This is a genomic window from Paenibacillus amylolyticus (assembly GCF_050990605.1).
GTDB classification, from domain to species: Bacteria; Bacillota; Bacilli; order Paenibacillales; family Paenibacillaceae; genus Paenibacillus; species Paenibacillus amylolyticus_H.
This window is the reverse complement of record NZ_CP158832.1, coordinates 1820130-1836758: the sequence shown is the minus strand read 5'-3', so window position 1 is coordinate 1836758 and position 16629 is coordinate 1820130. Positions and strand designations below refer to the sequence as shown.

Genomic DNA, 16629 nt, shown 5'->3' with positions numbered 1-16629 from the left:
ACTCCTTGGATATATGCATAATGCTTATGTATGTACTACATCTATACCCAATATTTTGTCGATTCACGCTTATTATGAAGAAATCTGTAAGGTGCTATAATCTTGTAAATATGTTAAAATATTATACATATCATGTAGGGAGAAGGCGGGATACTCATGTCGAAGGAAGAGCGCAATATAACCTGGCAATCATCCAGCATCAACAGACAAGACCGGGAGAAGCATAATGGGTACCGTAGTCGTGCCATATGGTTTACCGGGTTATCAGGTGCAGGAAAGTCATCCCTTGCATTTGCCCTGGAGCAGTATCTCTACGATCAAGGCGTACGCTGTTATGTTCTAGACGGGGATAACGTACGTCATGGACTGAACCGTGATCTCGGTTTTACAGCAGGGGATCGTCAAGAAAATCTGCGGCGAATTGGTGAAGTATCCAAGTTAATGGTAGATGCGGGATTGTTTGTCCTTTCGGCGTTTATCTCTCCTCATGAACAGGATCGGGAGATGGTTAGACAGTTATTTGAACCAGATGATTTTATTGAAATCTATGTGCGCTGTTCAATTCAAGAATGTGAGCGTCGTGATCCCAAGGGTCTGTACAAAAAAGCCCGCAACGGTGACATCCCGCATTTCACAGGCATTTCCGCCCCCTATGATGAACCAAAATCTCCTTCATTTATCATCGATACAGAGCAATGGTCCATTGAGGAAGCCGTGCAAGAGATCGTACAGCATTTGCAGCAGATCGGTGCTCTTCAACTGCCGCTTCCTACGAAAACAGCTGTTGTTCATTAATCCTTGATCAATTTACGAACCACCTACATGAAAGGCGCGCCCATCGCGGCGCGCCTTTTTACGTGATACCATCGCGTTTCAACGTCTTCTGATGTCCACTCACTCATTGCCCCACAACACCCGCTTGCATGTTAAGAAGCTTTCTGAACGTCCCTACCGGATCAGTAGATAGCTGTTGATATCCGCCCTCTTGAATCACCAGACCTTCATCGAGTACAATTACACGATCTGCCGTCCGAATCGTGGACAATCGGTGTGCAATCACGATAATAGTCACATGTCCTTTTAGCCGCTCCAGCGCCTCATGAATGTACTGTTCATTCTCACTGTCGAGCGCACTTGTTGCTTCATCCAGTACCAATACCGAAGGATTACGCAGCATGGCCCGGGCAAGCACCAATCGCTGACGTTCACCCCCGGATAGACGAATCCCCCGATCACCAATGATCGTATCCAGACCCTGAGGCAGCTTCCGTACAAAAGCCGCAGAGGAGGAAAACTGCAAAGCCTGCCACATCTGTTCTTCACTTGCATTTGGGTCAACCAGACGCAGGTTCTCGCGAATACTCGTATGAAACAGGAATGGGTCCTGGGAGACATATCCGATGGAACTTCGCCAGCTCAATAATCGTTCTTCTGACAGAGGAATACCGTCAATCAAAATACGACCAGTTTCGGGCCTAACGAGGCCCATAATCAGATCGATCAGCGTGCTCTTGCCTGCTCCGGATTTGCCTACAATTGCAGTCATACCCCTCGCTGGAATCGAAGCTTGCACATTTCGCAATGAGTACGTATCACTTCCCTCATAGCGATAGCAAACATCCTCACAAGTGATAGATTCCTTCAGTTCCATAGGTTGAATCCCATCAGTTCCAACGTCTCCTGCAGAAGCAATCTCTTCACTAATCTCACGACTCTTCGCCGTCTGCGCCTGCAGTTCTCTGACTACCCGAAACGCAGGCAGCATGGAGCTGATGTACTCCAGATTGGACTGAATCGCCGTAAATCTTGGCCATAAGCGGGAAAAGATAAGGATGATGAGCAGCAGACTTGCCGGAGGTACCGTCATTACACGGAGAGAAAGATAGATAAATCCCGCAATAATGATTGCCGCGGACATTCGGTGAATAAGCTGTGTTCCACTGTTCAACTGGCTAAACTGAATGACATTGTGTTCAATCTGTTTACACATGCGCTCGAACCAGTTCATGTGTGAACGCTCAAGCATGTTGCTCTTAATATCCTTAATGCCGTTGAAATGCTCGGTAATGCCGTTATAATAACGTTGCGAGAATTCAGAGGTCTGGTCTCCGATCTGCTTGGCCCGCTTGACGAATTTTCTCAAGACAATAAATAATAACAATCCACAGACCAGCACAAGTGCCGTTAACTTGGCGGACAACCAGAAAGCAAGACCAATCTGTATCCCCGTAAAGATCAGTGATGCTGCCATTTGCAGCATAATGCTCGTTCCTTGGCTCACACGTGCAAGCTCAGTCGTTAATATATGGTTAAAATCGGATTTTCGTTTTTGGAGAAAAAATGACCATTGCGCCATGATAATGGCACCATAGGTTTCCATGCGCAGCGTTCGTACAAATTGCTGCTGGATTCGAGTATTACGGATCGTCTGGAGACGCTGCATCCAGGCCTGTCCGGAGACAATCAATACAAAGGTGAACAATACGACTAACAACTGGCTATTCTCAGAAAAACGATCCAACACTTCCCCAAGCCAGATAATGTTTAAGCCTGTGGAGCCCATCTCAAATATACCAATCAGACTCAGCATCGGAACAAGCATGTAGATGCCGATGCCTTCCATGAGACTGATACAGATCATTCCCAGCAGATTCCAATATAAAATGGGCCCCGTGACATAATGCAACTTTCGCATGAAATACCTTAATTCCGAGATCATACTTTACCCCTTTCCGTCACCGTATACCTTTTAATTCGCCGCCAGAACCAGAGAAACGGACGTAACGGAAAGTACAGAAAAAACAAAGCACGCGGAAGTGGCAATTGATCCACATCCCATGTACTTGGATATAAACGTTCAATAAAGAAAAACCATTTCTGTTTTGTACTTCGAAGTTTAAACAAATACGATTGATAAGACTTCATATCAGCCGGACTTTCCAGCATATCGTTCATGAACTTTGCGCCTTCGCTCGCTAATCGCTTGCCTGTACGGTCACTCAAAGACATCAAGGACCTGTACTCTACATCAAGCGGCGTATTCAGCAGCTCCGAGGCCAGATAAAGAGCTTGTGAACCGATTGATAAACGTCCCTCCGCTCTCAGACGTCTCTCTACTTTCTTCACATCAAGTGGCATGCTACGGATCATCTGGTCGATATCCAGTAACCAGCGCAGTCTGAACCAGCCATGACGTGCACCATGGGTTACCAAATAAGCCCATAGATCTTCTTGTTCTAACATACGGACAGGTGTCTGTGTGTATGAACTGAACCGGCTCCGTTTCCACAGTAATTCAAAATCGGTTTCTTTGCCCGAATCCGGGTTCAACCGCCAATGAATCTCCACTTGAGTCCTTTTAACCGGATGGGTGTAACAGATATGATGTTCTCGCCATTTCCAGCTGCGCACCGTAGGTGCTCGTTCCCCTTCTTTGGATACGTAACCTAGGGTAGCCAGAATGCCTTCAGCCGCTTCCACATCATCGAACGGAATCAGAATATCCAGGTCTTTGGAGGTTCGCATCGATACATCCCCATATAGATCGTGAGCCAGCGCTGGTCCCTTGAGCGTAATATTGCGGATACCATGCTCACGGAAAGCTCCACACACCTGCTCCATCTCAGCGGTCAGATGTAACATGCGGAACGTATTGGCCGTATATTGTTGTCTCAGACTCTCCATAACATCCGCAGGAATGATTGCAGAGTTCAATTCTTTCATTTTCACGTAAAGTACAGAGTATAAGCGGTGATGATAGACCAGCCGCAGAAAGAGTTGCCAATCCGTTCCCTTCAAACGCGCCTTGAGTTCTTCAGGGGATAGAGCCGTCAGATCACCTCTAATCATACTCAAAATCAGCTTAAGCTCCTTCGGAAATCCTGACGAATAGAGTTCACTTTCATGTATCATAGACAATCTCCCCAGATCCCTTCTCCGGACACCGTTTGCCAAACACACCGACAACCGTATATTGGTCCATAGTATCAGCTCCGGTCACGATCAATTTACCACTTCGCAGCCAGGCATGAGCCATCATATGTCCTTGTTTATTCCGAGCAGTTCCCATATATAGCGTACTCTCTATCTTGCGCCGCTCAAGCATTTTCATCCCGGCAATCGCCATTACAAGGCAGCGGCTTTCCCATAACGTATATTTGCTGGCAAGCGAAATCGCTTTGGAAATATTCCGTATTGTGATGACCTCGGTGCGTTCGAGTCCTGTCATCGGTGTTTCGACCATAGGCGTACCCAGCCCTGGAGCGATTTTGGCAAATGGCATAGCCTTCTGTATACGTGCCCAGCCAAGGAGGATATAGGCCTCCCATACCAGTCGACGCATCGGCCGCGGGAGCGAGAGATAAGCCTTTATTTTTCGCAACATGATTCTACACTCCGCGAGTAACGTCGATTAAACCTTCACGGGACAGATGTTCCAGGAATTGCACCACCTGCTCACGACATACATCTGGCTCAATCTCATACTCCGCAGCAAGTACCTCAACAACTTCACCCAGTGTGCGTTCTTCTGCGATCAGGTCCCAGATTCGTCCACCGGTACTCCCCAGATTATAGTATTTTCCAGAGCTAATGCTCATCATGACTTTCTCACTGCCCATATCACTGACCAGATTGCCTTCCTTCCGGGTTACCCGGTCTTCCACATTCATCGGCGTAGTCGCTGTCATTGTCCTGTATGCACTCCTTTGCGTATATGATCTGTGATCCGATCCACCATCTCAAATGCTGTAAACTCAGCACCCGTTCTGACCAATCTGCCAATCTCCACACTTGCCGAAAGTCTTGAAGCCGTCTCGAACAGCCATTGTGCCAATCCCTGTCTTGCAACGAGTCCACCGCGGAACGTATGCGAGCATAACAGATGCAGTCGTTCTAGCCCCGTCACTTCTACCAGTTGAACAGATGTATGGTTTTCCTCCGGTTGTGGAGCAAGTTCGAATATTCCACCTAGTGGTACGGCCATCTCATGAAAATAGTGCTGAACAGGTATCGCATACTTTGTAATCTCTGCGTGAACCGTTGCATAATCCTGCTCCTTCATGCCGAAACCATCCAGACTGGGCTGCCACAATTTCTGTTGTGGATAACCAGGTGATACGATGGCTCTTCCCCCAGCATCCCAGGTCAGTGCAACAACATCATCGGTGAGAAGCGGATATCCGCGTGATGCCAGTGCGGCCGACAATGTCGATTTGCCTGCTCCCGAATGTCCGACAAATGCGTAAGCCCAGCCATCAATAACCACTGCACTGCCATGCAATGGAAGGATGCCACGCTGCATCATAATGACCGCCATACAGGTGCCCAGGATGAATAATCTGACCTTTTTCTCGTCCGCTCCAGGCTGAGGAGATACAACGATACGCTTTCCTTGCTCCATTAGAAACAGGCCTGTATCTTCGATTTTGAAAAAAAGTCTGCCTTCTCGTGCCACAAAGTTATCATTGCCAACATCCCAGCTCTCCCACAATGGGTTCAGGTCCGAAGACTCAATGTGTACATCTACGGCATCTAATACGGCATCAAAATCAGTATCCGCATCCTTGGGTGCGATCTGTAGTTCAGGCATTTGAATTTGGCTCGACCAGCGCAGACCATACGCTATATAATGCACAGGCAACAATGAACGACGCCTCCTTCGTAATAAAATGTAAAAAAAGCCCTTATATTCATGTTGCTCAATATAAGGGCGGAGGCGAAAAGCTGAATTTGTTGCATTTCCGCCCTTTAAGTATGATGACACTTCATAAAACTAAACAACTTAGGAAGTTGGATCGTACAGATCCGCATCGTGAACCGTGATCCAGTCAATTTGTCTGTAGCCAGTACCGGCCATCGTTTGATTGACTTCCAACACTTCAAGAGCTGGTGCTTGCCATTCCTTTTTTTCCATTTGCATCGTATTCACCTCCTTTCATGTGCCCTCATTCAGAATTTTCGAATGAACCGATATACGATTAGACTATGCATCATCAATCGCAGATCTGGATGTGAAGCAAGCTCAGGTCTTGGACTCGGAAAGTTGGCCAGGGCAGATTGGATACGCTCCGTGTTTAATATGCCAGCGACCTTGCTGTCAGAACACAACGCACGAAGCTCGGCCGTAAACGCCTCCCAATTCGGAATGATGCGATGCAGCCAATCCGCCGGCTGTACACCACGCACACGCTGATTCAGTCTGACCTTATCTGGCAACTCGGGTGAAGTCGCCCGGCGAATCAATGAACGATCCGTCCCGTGTTTCACATATTGTTCAATCGGTACAGACAGGCAGAATCGAATGACTCTGGCATCACTTGTCGGATCACGTTCCCAAGTCCGGTAACGGAGAGAACATTTTGTGGCTACTGCACCGTTTTTGTTCGCAATGGCCAGGTTATTGAATTTCTCGGCACGGACTTTGAGCGCATCCGCCTGGGCACCACCCTGCAGAACAATAATAGATTTGAGTCGTTCCAGTACACCCGTTCTTTGCGCAAAATCAGGATGGATCAACTGCACGGACGCAGCTTGACTTGCTCCTTTGGACTGAGCCTTGAACCATTCCGGGTATGCCTTTCGCCCAGTGATCTTGGCTATACGGGAGAAGGGCATGCCGGTCCGTTCACTATACTGCTGCATCTCACGGAACCAGCGATACCAACGGCCACCTTTCAGCAGACTGGCGTAATAATCCAGAGCCGGCCCCCAGGAGATGGTGAAATTGCCACGTGCGCCTGTGAGCAGGATGCCTGCATCTTGCTGGCTCGCTTTTTCATAGAATCCACGAATCCAGAATGAATTTTCAAAGTATTTATAAGGCATCTCCATAATATCAAGCCAGGTATCTACTTCACTGAGTGGACTTCTGCCTTCAAAATCAAGGTAGTTCTCTGTGATATTGCCAACATGATTAATGGTTGAACGTATGAAAGGCCGTTCGTCTGCGAGCAACGTTTTCGACGTATAATCTGTGAAGTCCGGTACGGGAACATAACTATAGGCCTGCAGCCGTTTGCCCTGACTTCTGAGTGTTCCGGAAGCAAAACCAACCACGGCTCCCGAGTCCAATCCCCCACTTAATGCAGCAGCCACCTGCCTGTGGGTTCGGAGTCGTGATCCAACCGCCTGTCCAAAGACCTCCCGAAACGCTTCTACATACTCACCATCGGATTTAAGCTTTAGAGGTTCCACTTCATTCCAGCGATGATATTGCTTCAGCTCCAGCCTACCGTCACGGAAGACAAGTGTATGTGCAGAAGGCAGCTGGCTAATCCCCCGATATACGGTCGAATTGATATCTGCTGAATCATGCATGTCGGGAATGGCAAGAAACTCAGATAACCAAGTCTCATCCAGTTCTTTATGTACCCCTTCAAGCCCGAGCAACGGATTCATGAGTGTACAGAAAGCAAAACGTGAACCATCATGTCGGTAATAAAAAGCTCGCATGCCTGTAATGTCTCTCGCTGCATACAGTTTCCGATTCCGCTCATCCCATATCGCGAATACGAAATCCCCCAGCAATCGGACAGCCACATCGTCTCCCCAGCGCTGATACGCACGCAAGATCAATTCACTATCCGATAACATAGCCAGTTCAGCTCTGGATATCTGTAATTGATCTGCCAGTTGTTCCCGGTTATCCAGAATGGCATCTGCCGTGATGGTCAGACCACTTTCCTCATCATATAAAGGCAGCTTCTCGCTCACTGATTCCGGTGTAATCCATTGGGCATGGCAGCTGAGGAACGCCTCATTGCCTTTCCACACCCCTGTCGTATCCGCAGGGACATGCCCCAGGCTTGCATACAAGCGCCAGCTGTCTTCCCATAGCGCCTGCTGACCATCGTTGTGAACAATTCCTGCTATGGCGCTCATGACTTTCCTCCCCGTAGAATCTTGCGCTGTGAAGCCCAGGCGCTGATCTGATGACCAAATGGTACCCATGATTTGATACGCTGTATTTTGCTTTGAGCAGAAGCCAGCTGGACTTTCAAGCGTTCTCGCTCACTGTATCCCCGTTCCAGACGATGATCTGCTGCCCGTAATGCGGCTTGCAGCTGTCTGATCGTTACCAGTGCAGCTAGTGTCGGGTCTGTCTTTTCCGGTTCCTCGACAACTCGGTCATTAAGATTCCCAAGTGGATCATGAACGACAGAATCTGCCGGCTGCATTCGGTATTGCGGTTGCCACTGGCAACCGGTCGCTGCTGTCAACTGATGCGTGATTCGGTCAATGACCTCCTGATCCGGACTTGCATCATAATGTACACCCGTCCATTGTTCGGCTTCTGCCAGCTGTTCACTGTATCCCAACCGGTGGAACAGATCTGCCCCCATCACACGGCAATACAGTTCAACTTCATGGGGTTCTAATATGTTTTTCCAGTTGTTAACAGAACCCTGATGTGCCTCTTGATGCGAAGAGAGGAATGGATCACCCACGCCCATACTGTAAAACATGTCAGACTTGGCACTGTCCAGAAACTGTCCATACTGCTCCATACCCTGTTCATATCGAATTCCCAGAAACGCGCATAGTTTCTCGAGTTCTTCCTGAGGATTGGAAACCAATCGTTCATATTGCAGTTCATACGCATTGGCGTGTGGTTCGGCAAAATAATCATTCAAGCGGAGCATCCCAAGTGTGAGATCTACGGATTTCATATTTAATTTGGGGCTCTGCAGACTATGAATCAAGTCGAATCCTTCTCCTGTGTGGCGGTTTACCTTTTTGAATGATGCTGCTATGGCCAGAGGATTACGCTGGAGATGAATGCGCTTGGACTGAGGGAACAGACGATCCAGCCATTCCAGCATATAATAGTACCGGGGAGATTTATCAACGATGAATTCTGCTCCGCTCCCCTCCAGAAATCCATTGTAGATCTCAAGAGCAAAACTTCTGCACGCCTTTTCGAAGACATCCTCGGATACCATGGCATTGTAGAACTGACGAATGATGGAGCTGCCACCATAAGCGCGTGAATCAGCCTTGGGCAGATCGACAAGATTCATCAGAAACCACATTTCCTGGGTGGCAAATATGCGACTGTGATTTTGCAGCATTACGGTGGATAAGGAACTACCACTGCGGGGAACACATAGTAAGAAAACAAGTCCGTTACCTTGAGCATCGATCAATGGCAGCCTCTCCTCTGTTCATTAGTATAAATATGTAGCCGGGATAGACCAGACTCTACCTTTGTGTTTGGCAAAACGAGTAATATGCACGCTATAGGTCAGCATTTTGCAATATTCCGTCGGATGCTCAACTGGGAATGAAGCAAAACACATGGTTACATTCGACAACTCTCAGATACATTATGTATTCATATTTTTACTCTATGATACAATATGTATCATGTCAATCTTTTATTTTCACCTTTTCATAAATTCTTACTCTTTCACTGTATTCTGCTGCCTGTCTTTTAAGCACTTATTCATGATCAATTGTGTTCTGATTGCACAAACGCGAACAAGCTCCAGACATGTTCTGTGAGGAACAATGCCTGAAGCCATACGTAATCCGTTGAGAAACTTAATATGAAAACTGTTGAACAACCATCAGGTAAACCTTACATTCGAACTTTTCCCAGGAGCACCGACGCTCCTAGTTCGTTCTTCTTCCTGATCTGCCTGTGTAGCATCCTGCCTCCCCTTCTGTACGTTCACAGTTAACAATACGGCAATTCCTGCTACGAAAAAGAAAATGAGGGACAGGATTCCCCAACGTGTGGAACCTGTTATTTGCCCAACATAACCAAACACAAATGGACCGAATATGGAAGAGAATTTGCCTGTAATATTCACAAATCCAAAATACTCACCTGTTCTGCCAGCTGGCATCAGATTGCTAAACAGTGAACGAGCTGTGGATTGACTTATACCCTGCACGACACCAACCAACCCGGCGAGCAGATAGAAATGAATCGCTTGTGTCATGAAATAACCGAGAATTACGATACATATGTATACAGATAAACTAAAGATTAATACCCGCTTCGCTCCCCAGCGCTGTGCCCAGGCTCCCAATAACAATGTGCATGGGAAACCGATGAACTGGGTTAACAGTAGCGCGAGCATCAAGTCGGCCGTACCTATGCCTATACTTGTCCCGTAGATCGTAGCCATCAGAATGATGGTATTAATGCCATCATTAAAAAACCAGAAAGCCACCAGCATGCGGATTAACTGGGGAAAACGCCGCATCTGACCGAAGGTTTGCCGCAGCCTGCGAACTCCCACCGCAGCATACCCTTTCCACGTGCCGGGCAGGTCCGGTGATGCTGGCCGTCTCGGAGCATGGCGAAAGATCGGTATCGAGAACAGCAACCACCACAACGAGACGGAGATAAAAGCAATTCTTGTGCCTGCCAGTGTACTGCTCATCCCGAACCAGCCCGGTTGCTGAATCATCAGCAGGTTCACCGCAAGCAGCAAGCCTCCTCCAATATAACCATAGGCATAGCCTTTGGAGGATATCATGTCTCTTCGTTCCACAGGTGCCAGATCCGGCAGCATTGCATCGTAAAAGGTGTTACCACCCGCAAAACCAATCGTAGATATGACCAGCAACGTGGAAGCAAGTAGCCAGTCCCCTTCACCGATTGCGCTGAATCCCAATGTGGCAAGGACACCAATGATTGCAAATACACGCAGGAAGTCGCCCTTCCGTCCTGACAAATCAGCCAGCGTGCCGAGCAGCGGTGTTAGCAGCGCTACGCACAACATGCCAATGGAATGGGTATAGGCCAGATAGGAGGCAGCCGTATCCGTATCCAGCGTTGCCGCAGCCACCGACGCATAGAATACAGGCAGTACTGCCGCCAGTACTGTTGTCGCATAAGCCGAGTTGGCCCAATCATACATAATCCAAGCCTTGATCGCCTTTTTATTCACATACATCCTTCCTTTTCATGCATCTATTAAATGATTGATGTCTTTCTCCTATTGTAAAGGAAGGATATCACACTTGTTCACTGTTTATGTAAAAAATGGAGCCGTGCTATTCTTGCGAATCACCTAACTTCCGAGGTGAACTTGCGTAATTGGTTTATTTTATATGCACTCTCATCACATATCATCCTCGCCCGTGAATATACTTAATTACCGACAGGCCAAACTGTGCCGCGTAATCAATGGGGGGTGCCTACATGTCAAATTCACACCAGCCTTACTCGTTCGTCGTGTCGAAGGAAGATTGGTCGCTTCACCGCAAAGGGTACCAGGACCAACAGCGCCATCAGCAAAAGGTGAAAGATGTCATCAAGCAGAATCTGCCTGATCTGATTACGGAAGAAAACATTATCATGTCTGATGGAAAACAAATCATCAAGGTACCAATCCGCAGTCTGGATGAGTACCGTTTTGTGTATAACTACCAGAAGCAAAAACATGTCGGTCAAGGAGACGGTGACAGTCAGGTCGGAGACGTCATTGGTCGTGATCCCTCTGCTTCGCAGAAACCCGGCAAAGGCGAAAAAGCTGGCGATCAGCCGGGTCATGATATTGTGGAAGCCGAAGTTAGTATTGAGGAATTGGAAGATATGCTCTTCGCTGAGCTGGAATTACCCGATCTGAAGCAGAAAGACAAAGACCTGATTGAGACACATACGGTAGTTTTCAACGATATTCGCAAAAAAGGCATGCAGTCCAATATTGACAAGAAACGTACCATTCTGGAGAATCTGCGTCGCAATGCAACGACCGGTACCCCAGGCATCCATCATATCAGTCCGGATGACCTGCGCTACAAGACATGGGAAGACAAAATCATTCCACAATCCAATGCCGTTATCATTGCCATGATGGATACATCCGGGTCCATGGGTTCGTTTGAGAAATACTGCGCGCGCAGCTTCTTTTTCTGGATGACCCGTTTTCTACGCCGTCAGTATGAGAAAGTTGAGATTGTTTTCCTCGCCCATCATACAGAAGCCAAGGAGGTTACCGAAGAAGAATTCTTTACCCGTGGCGAGAGCGGAGGCACGATTTGCTCCTCTGTATATATGAAGGCACTGGATATTATTGACAGTCGGTATCCACCTTCCAGCTACAACATCTACCCCTTCCACTTCTCTGATGGGGATAATCTGACCTCGGATAACGAACGGTGTGTGAAGCTGATCGGGGAGTTAATGAAGCGTAGCAATATGTTTGGATACGGCGAAGTGAATCAGTACAATCGCAGCAGCACACTGATGTCGGCTTACCGTCATATCAAGATGGATCAGTTCATGTATTATGTGATCAAAGAAAAAGGCGAAGTGTACAAAGCTTTGCGCAGCTTTTTCCAGAAACGGGAAGGAGGCAGCGTTAGATGACAGATGAGATCCGCGACCTAGAATACGCTATTGCCGAGATTATGGAGATTGCCAATGGTTTTGGTCTGGACTATTACCCCATGCGGTACGAAATCTGCCCATCAGATATTATTTATACCTTTGGAGCCTACGGCATGCCGACCAGATTCAGCCACTGGAGCTTTGGCAAAACATTTCATAAGATGAAAATGCAATATGATTTTGGACTCAGCAAAATTTATGAACTTGTCATCAATTCCAACCCTTGTTATGCCTTCCTGCTGGACGGCAATTCCCTGATCCAGAACAAATTGATCGTAGCCCACGTCCTAGCCCACTGTGATTTTTTTAAAAACAATGCCCGCTTCTCCAAATCCAACCGGAATATGGTCGAAAGCATGGCTGCTACGGCAGATCGGATCAGCAATTATGAGATGGAGTACGGAACGGAAGCGGTTGAAGCATTTATCGATGCCGTAATCGCGATTCAGGAACATGTGGACCCACAACTGATTAACCCCCGCCATTTGGACAAACAACGCTACATGGAGATGAAAATGCGGGAGCAGCGCGGTGAGAAAACACCACGGCCGGAAGGTCGCTATGATGATCTATGGTCCCTTGATGATGTAAAGACCGAAGAAACACCAGCCGAAGGCATCCAGGTCCATCACTTTCCGCCTGAACCGGAGAAGGATGTCATGTGGTTTATTCAGGAATTCTCGGAAGTGTTGACCGACTGGCAGCGGGATATCATGAGTATGATGCGTGAGGAGATGTTATATTTCTGGCCACAGATGGAAACCAAAATCATGAACGAAGGCTGGGCATCCTACTGGCATCAACGCATTATCCGTGAACTCGATCTGAACAGTGAGGATACAATCGAATTTGCCAAACTCAACTCCTCCGTGGTGCAGCCGTCCAAACAAAGTCTGAATCCGTATTATTTGGGACTGAAGATTTTCGAGGATATTGAACGGCGCTGGGATAACCCCACCCGTGAAGAACAGGAACGTTGGGGCCGCAAACCAGGGCAAGGTCGTGCCAAAATGTTCGAGGTGCGTGAATTCGATTCCGATACCTCCTTCATTCGCAATTACATGACCAAGCAATTAACCGAGGATCTCGACCTCTACGTATTTGAGAAAAAAGGACCTGACTGGAAAATCACCGACAAGTCCTGGGAGAACATTCGGGATCAGCTTGTATTTTCACGTGTCAACGGAGGCTCCCCTTATCTGGTCGTGCAGGATGCTGACTATCTGCGGACAGGAGAACTCGTCCTCAAACATCAATATGAGGGCATCGAGCTGGATCTGAAATATATGGAACGTACTCTGCCTTATCTGTATCGCCTCTGGGGGCGTACCGTACATGTGGAGACACGTGTCGAGGATAAACCGATCTGGTTTACGTATGATGGCAAGAAACACCACCGCAAGTTTTTGTGAGGTTATGGATTATCATTATTGGAAACGAAAATATAAATGCTCTTATCACGGATGAGATTAATGATTAATAAAAAATAAGACATAAAAAAGCGGCAAGTTCCCGACATCCACGGGAACTTGCCGCTTGGCATACACAAAATTAGAATTATACCGCTGGTGTACCATTACCCTGCAATCGCAAAGGCACAAAAAAATCATGCTCCACTTCACTTGCTGGCAGTGGACGACTGAAATAATATCCCTGAATCTCCCGGCAGTCATTCTGCATCAGAATATCCAGTTGGCCTTTCGTCTCAATGCCTTCCGCAATGACTTCCATCTTGAGATTCTGTGCCATTGATATAATGGTCGCCACAATGGCTTGATCACTGTGACTCTCTGTAATGTCCGTCACAAACGAACGATCAATCTTGAGCTTGTGAATCGGGAAATGCTTCAGATAACTGAGTGAGCTGTATCCCGTACCAAAATCATCCAGGCTGATCTTGACACCCAGTGCTGTCAATTCATTAAGGATCGCCGTGGAAACTGCTGCATCCATCATCATGCTCTCTGTTATTTCCAGTTCAAGATATTGAGCATCCAGCCCTGTCTCCAAGAGTGCATTCTTGACCTGTTCTACCAAGTTGGATTGGTGAAACTGCTGGCTGGACAAGTTAACCGATACCGGAATGAGCGGTCCGCCACTGGCGTGCCAGAGCTTCATCTGTCTGCACGCTTCCCGCAGCGTCCAGTTGCCAATCTCATAGATCATGCCTGTCTCTTCTGCAAGCGGAATGAACACATTGGGTGCGAGCAGACCTTTGAGTGGATGATTCCAACGAATAAGAGCCTCCACACCAATCATGCGGCTATCCTCGGTACGAATCTGTGGTTGATAGTACAGGACCATCTCATCGCGTTCCAACGCTTTACGAAGATAACCCTCCAGCTCAATGCGTTCATATAGTTCTGAATCCAGTTGGGCAGTGTAGAATTGGAAACCATTTTTGCCGTTTTTCTTCACTTCATACATGGCGGAGTCCGCATGTTTCAGCAAAGCATCCACGCCCACTCCATGATCCGGGTACATCGCGATTCCAATGCTGGCGGTTACGTAAAAGTCATTCTCCTTCAGTCGATAAGGTAACTGAATGGCTTCAACAATCTGTTTTGCAAGTTCTGCCACTCGAACCTCAGTCGCTTGATCATCGGTTACAACTAATGTGAACTCGTCTCCGCCCATTCGGGCCAGCATGACATTCTCCATCGCCATCGGATCAGAAGCTTCGATCGCTTTCATGATCCGGCTGCTGACTTCTCTTAGAAATATATCCCCAACGGAATGTCCCAGCGAGTCATTAATCATCTTGAAACGGTCTATATCCATCACCATAACTGCAAAAGAATTCCCTTTTTCTTTCGAAGCTTGAATCGTGAGAGCCAGCACATCATCCAACTTGCGCCGATTGGGCAGCCCCGTGAGCGGATCATGCAAAGCTTGGTGACGAATGTTCTCCTGAGCCTGCTTCTCCTCCGTAATGTCTTTGATCAAAATGTGACTTCCCACATGTCTGCCATCAATGACAACAGGAACTACAACAATACTAAGGTCCAGAAGTTCACCCTGTACGTCTCTCATTTTGGCCATGTAGTGCGCCTGCTCCAGCCCATGATCATCCCAATCGATGGAATCAAATTCACTTATCCACTCTATATCAATTTGCTGAGCGATCTCATCAATGGAACGATCCATGACCCCTTTTTCAGGATATCCGGTGATTGTTGTTACAGCAGCATTAATGCCTTTGACAATACCTTCCTTGTTCACTGAAATAATGGCATCCGAATGGTTATGATACAGGGCCTGATACCATTGCTCATTCTCATGAATCCGTCGATCTTTCTGTGACATTCGCTGATTGATAAATATGCCAAATAACGTCAAGCCCAAAGCAATAAATGTGCCCGATGCGATCAAGTAGGCGAGAATACCTGGCTCAATCTGCATACCTGAACTTACCATTGAGCCATGTGAATGATGGAAATGTGCGGCTGACATCCCGGTATAATGCATGCCAGAGATTCCAACGCCCATAATGAGACCGCTGCCCATCTTGTAAACCCAGGTATGTCTTGACTGATGATAACGGAAGAAAAACATGAGCCACAATGCCGCAAATGAAGCAAGCGCTGCAATCAGAATGGATAACACCACTCTGCCTGGTTCATACGTAACCGGAGTTGACATCGCTGCCATTCCTACATAATGCATCGAGCTGATCCCCGCTGTCATCAGTACTCCAGCAATCATGAGTTGGCTTATCCTGCCCGATTGTCTACCCGCAATGTTCAAGGCCACCCCCGATGCAACAATAGCAAGTAGAACAGACAAAACAACCTTACCGGTGGAATAGGAGACTTGCGTAGGCAGAACAAAAGCCAACATACCTACGAAATGCATGGACCAGATTCCCAGCCCCATCGAGACTGCACCGCAGGTAAGCCATACATTCCGCGCCATCCCGCTAGCCTGACTTACACGGCCTGCAAGGTCAAGGGCTGCGTATGAAGCTAACGATGCAATAATATAGGATAAAATAACAAGTTCTAAGTTGTACGTACCATGTAGGTGCTCCACTCACTCTGTCCTTTCAACCGGGAAATGCCTTGTATGTATGCAAAAATGTAAAAAAGAAGCGAGTGCGCTGTCTGGATGACAGGCACTCCCTCCGCATCATTTGACTCGTGACCACAGGCTTGGTTGAAGCCGTTGTCATACATTGGAACCCGTTTATTTGAATGTATATAGTCTAAACGTCCCAGCCTGTAAAATCAACACTTATTTCCAGAAATACGATGTTTACTAGCTGACAATCTCAGCTGCTA

General features: G+C 47.4%; 13 protein-coding genes. 3 read left to right on the top strand and 10 right to left on the bottom strand.

Translation table 11 applies throughout. The annotated features are described in order from the left end of the window. Window positions 1-156: 156 nt before the first annotated feature. Window positions 157-795 (top strand): adenylyl-sulfate kinase, encoded by a 639-nt coding sequence (gene cysC / locus ABTV53_RS08430; RefSeq protein ID WP_433752269.1) that lies wholly within the window; start codon window positions 157-159, stop codon window positions 793-795. Window positions 796-898: 103 nt separating this feature from the next. On the opposite strand, the gene ABTV53_RS08425 is transcribed toward cysC, so the two are convergent. From ABTV53_RS08425 to ABTV53_RS08385, 9 genes are all read right to left on the bottom strand, one after another. Further along, window positions 899-2695 carry an ABC transporter ATP-binding protein gene (locus ABTV53_RS08425; protein WP_433752267.1) on the bottom strand — a complete coding sequence of 599 codons (1797 nt, stop codon included), beginning with the start codon at window positions 2693-2695 and terminating at the stop codon, window positions 899-901. A 20-nt stretch (window positions 2696-2715) separates the two neighbouring features. Then, the gene (locus ABTV53_RS08420) at window positions 2716-3849 is read right to left on the bottom strand and encodes a nucleotidyltransferase domain-containing protein (RefSeq protein ID WP_433754122.1); all 1134 of its coding nucleotides are present in this window, start codon (window positions 3847-3849) and stop codon (window positions 2716-2718) included. A gap of 52 nt (window positions 3850-3901) precedes the next feature. Next, on the bottom strand, window positions 3902-4384 hold the full coding sequence (locus ABTV53_RS08415) for a lasso peptide biosynthesis B2 protein (RefSeq protein ID WP_433752266.1): 483 nt from the start codon (window positions 4382-4384) through the stop codon (window positions 3902-3904). Window positions 4385-4388: 4 nt separating this feature from the next. Then, window positions 4389-4688, bottom strand: coding sequence for a lasso peptide biosynthesis PqqD family chaperone (locus tag ABTV53_RS08410; protein ID WP_017689560.1), 300 nt, complete (start codon window positions 4686-4688; stop codon window positions 4389-4391). After that, window positions 4685-5644 (bottom strand): aldolase, encoded by a 960-nt coding sequence (locus tag ABTV53_RS08405; protein ID WP_433752264.1) that lies wholly within the window; start codon window positions 5642-5644, stop codon window positions 4685-4687. The genes ABTV53_RS08410 and ABTV53_RS08405 overlap by 4 nt, the downstream gene beginning before the upstream one ends. Before the next feature lie 138 nt (window positions 5645-5782). Further along, entirely contained in the window at window positions 5783-5920 is a 138-nt protein-coding gene (locus ABTV53_RS08400; RefSeq protein WP_174806426.1) for a paeninodin family lasso peptide, read from the bottom strand. Between the two features lie 29 nt (window positions 5921-5949). Continuing rightward, the gene (locus ABTV53_RS08395; protein ID WP_433752262.1) at window positions 5950-7881 is read right to left on the bottom strand and encodes an asparagine synthase-related protein; all 1932 of its coding nucleotides are present in this window, start codon (window positions 7879-7881) and stop codon (window positions 5950-5952) included. Beyond that, entirely contained in the window at window positions 7878-9146 is a 1269-nt protein-coding gene (locus ABTV53_RS08390) for a sulfotransferase family protein (RefSeq protein WP_433752260.1), read from the bottom strand. The genes ABTV53_RS08395 and ABTV53_RS08390 overlap by 4 nt, the downstream gene beginning before the upstream one ends. A 423-nt stretch (window positions 9147-9569) precedes the next feature. Then, the gene (locus ABTV53_RS08385; protein WP_433752258.1) at window positions 9570-10904 is read right to left on the bottom strand and encodes an MFS transporter; all 1335 of its coding nucleotides are present in this window, start codon (window positions 10902-10904) and stop codon (window positions 9570-9572) included. 254 nt (window positions 10905-11158) lie between these two features. Between ABTV53_RS08385 and yhbH the strand changes: the two genes are divergently transcribed. Together yhbH and ABTV53_RS08375 are read left to right on the top strand one after the other, a co-directional pair. Then, window positions 11159-12328, top strand: coding sequence for a sporulation protein YhbH (gene yhbH, locus ABTV53_RS08380; RefSeq protein ID WP_036609998.1), 1170 nt, complete (start codon window positions 11159-11161; stop codon window positions 12326-12328). Continuing rightward, window positions 12325-13761: a SpoVR family protein gene (locus ABTV53_RS08375; RefSeq protein WP_433752256.1), complete on the top strand. Its 1437-nt coding sequence runs from the start codon at window positions 12325-12327 to the stop codon at window positions 13759-13761. Before yhbH ends, ABTV53_RS08375 begins: the two co-directional genes overlap by 4 nt. Window positions 13762-13906: 145 nt before the next feature. Here the strand turns inward: ABTV53_RS08375 and ABTV53_RS08370 are convergent, their stop codons facing one another. Continuing rightward, window positions 13907-16381, bottom strand: coding sequence for an EAL domain-containing protein (locus tag ABTV53_RS08370; protein WP_433752254.1), 2475 nt, complete (start codon window positions 16379-16381; stop codon window positions 13907-13909). Between the last annotated feature and the right edge of the window lie 248 nt (window positions 16382-16629).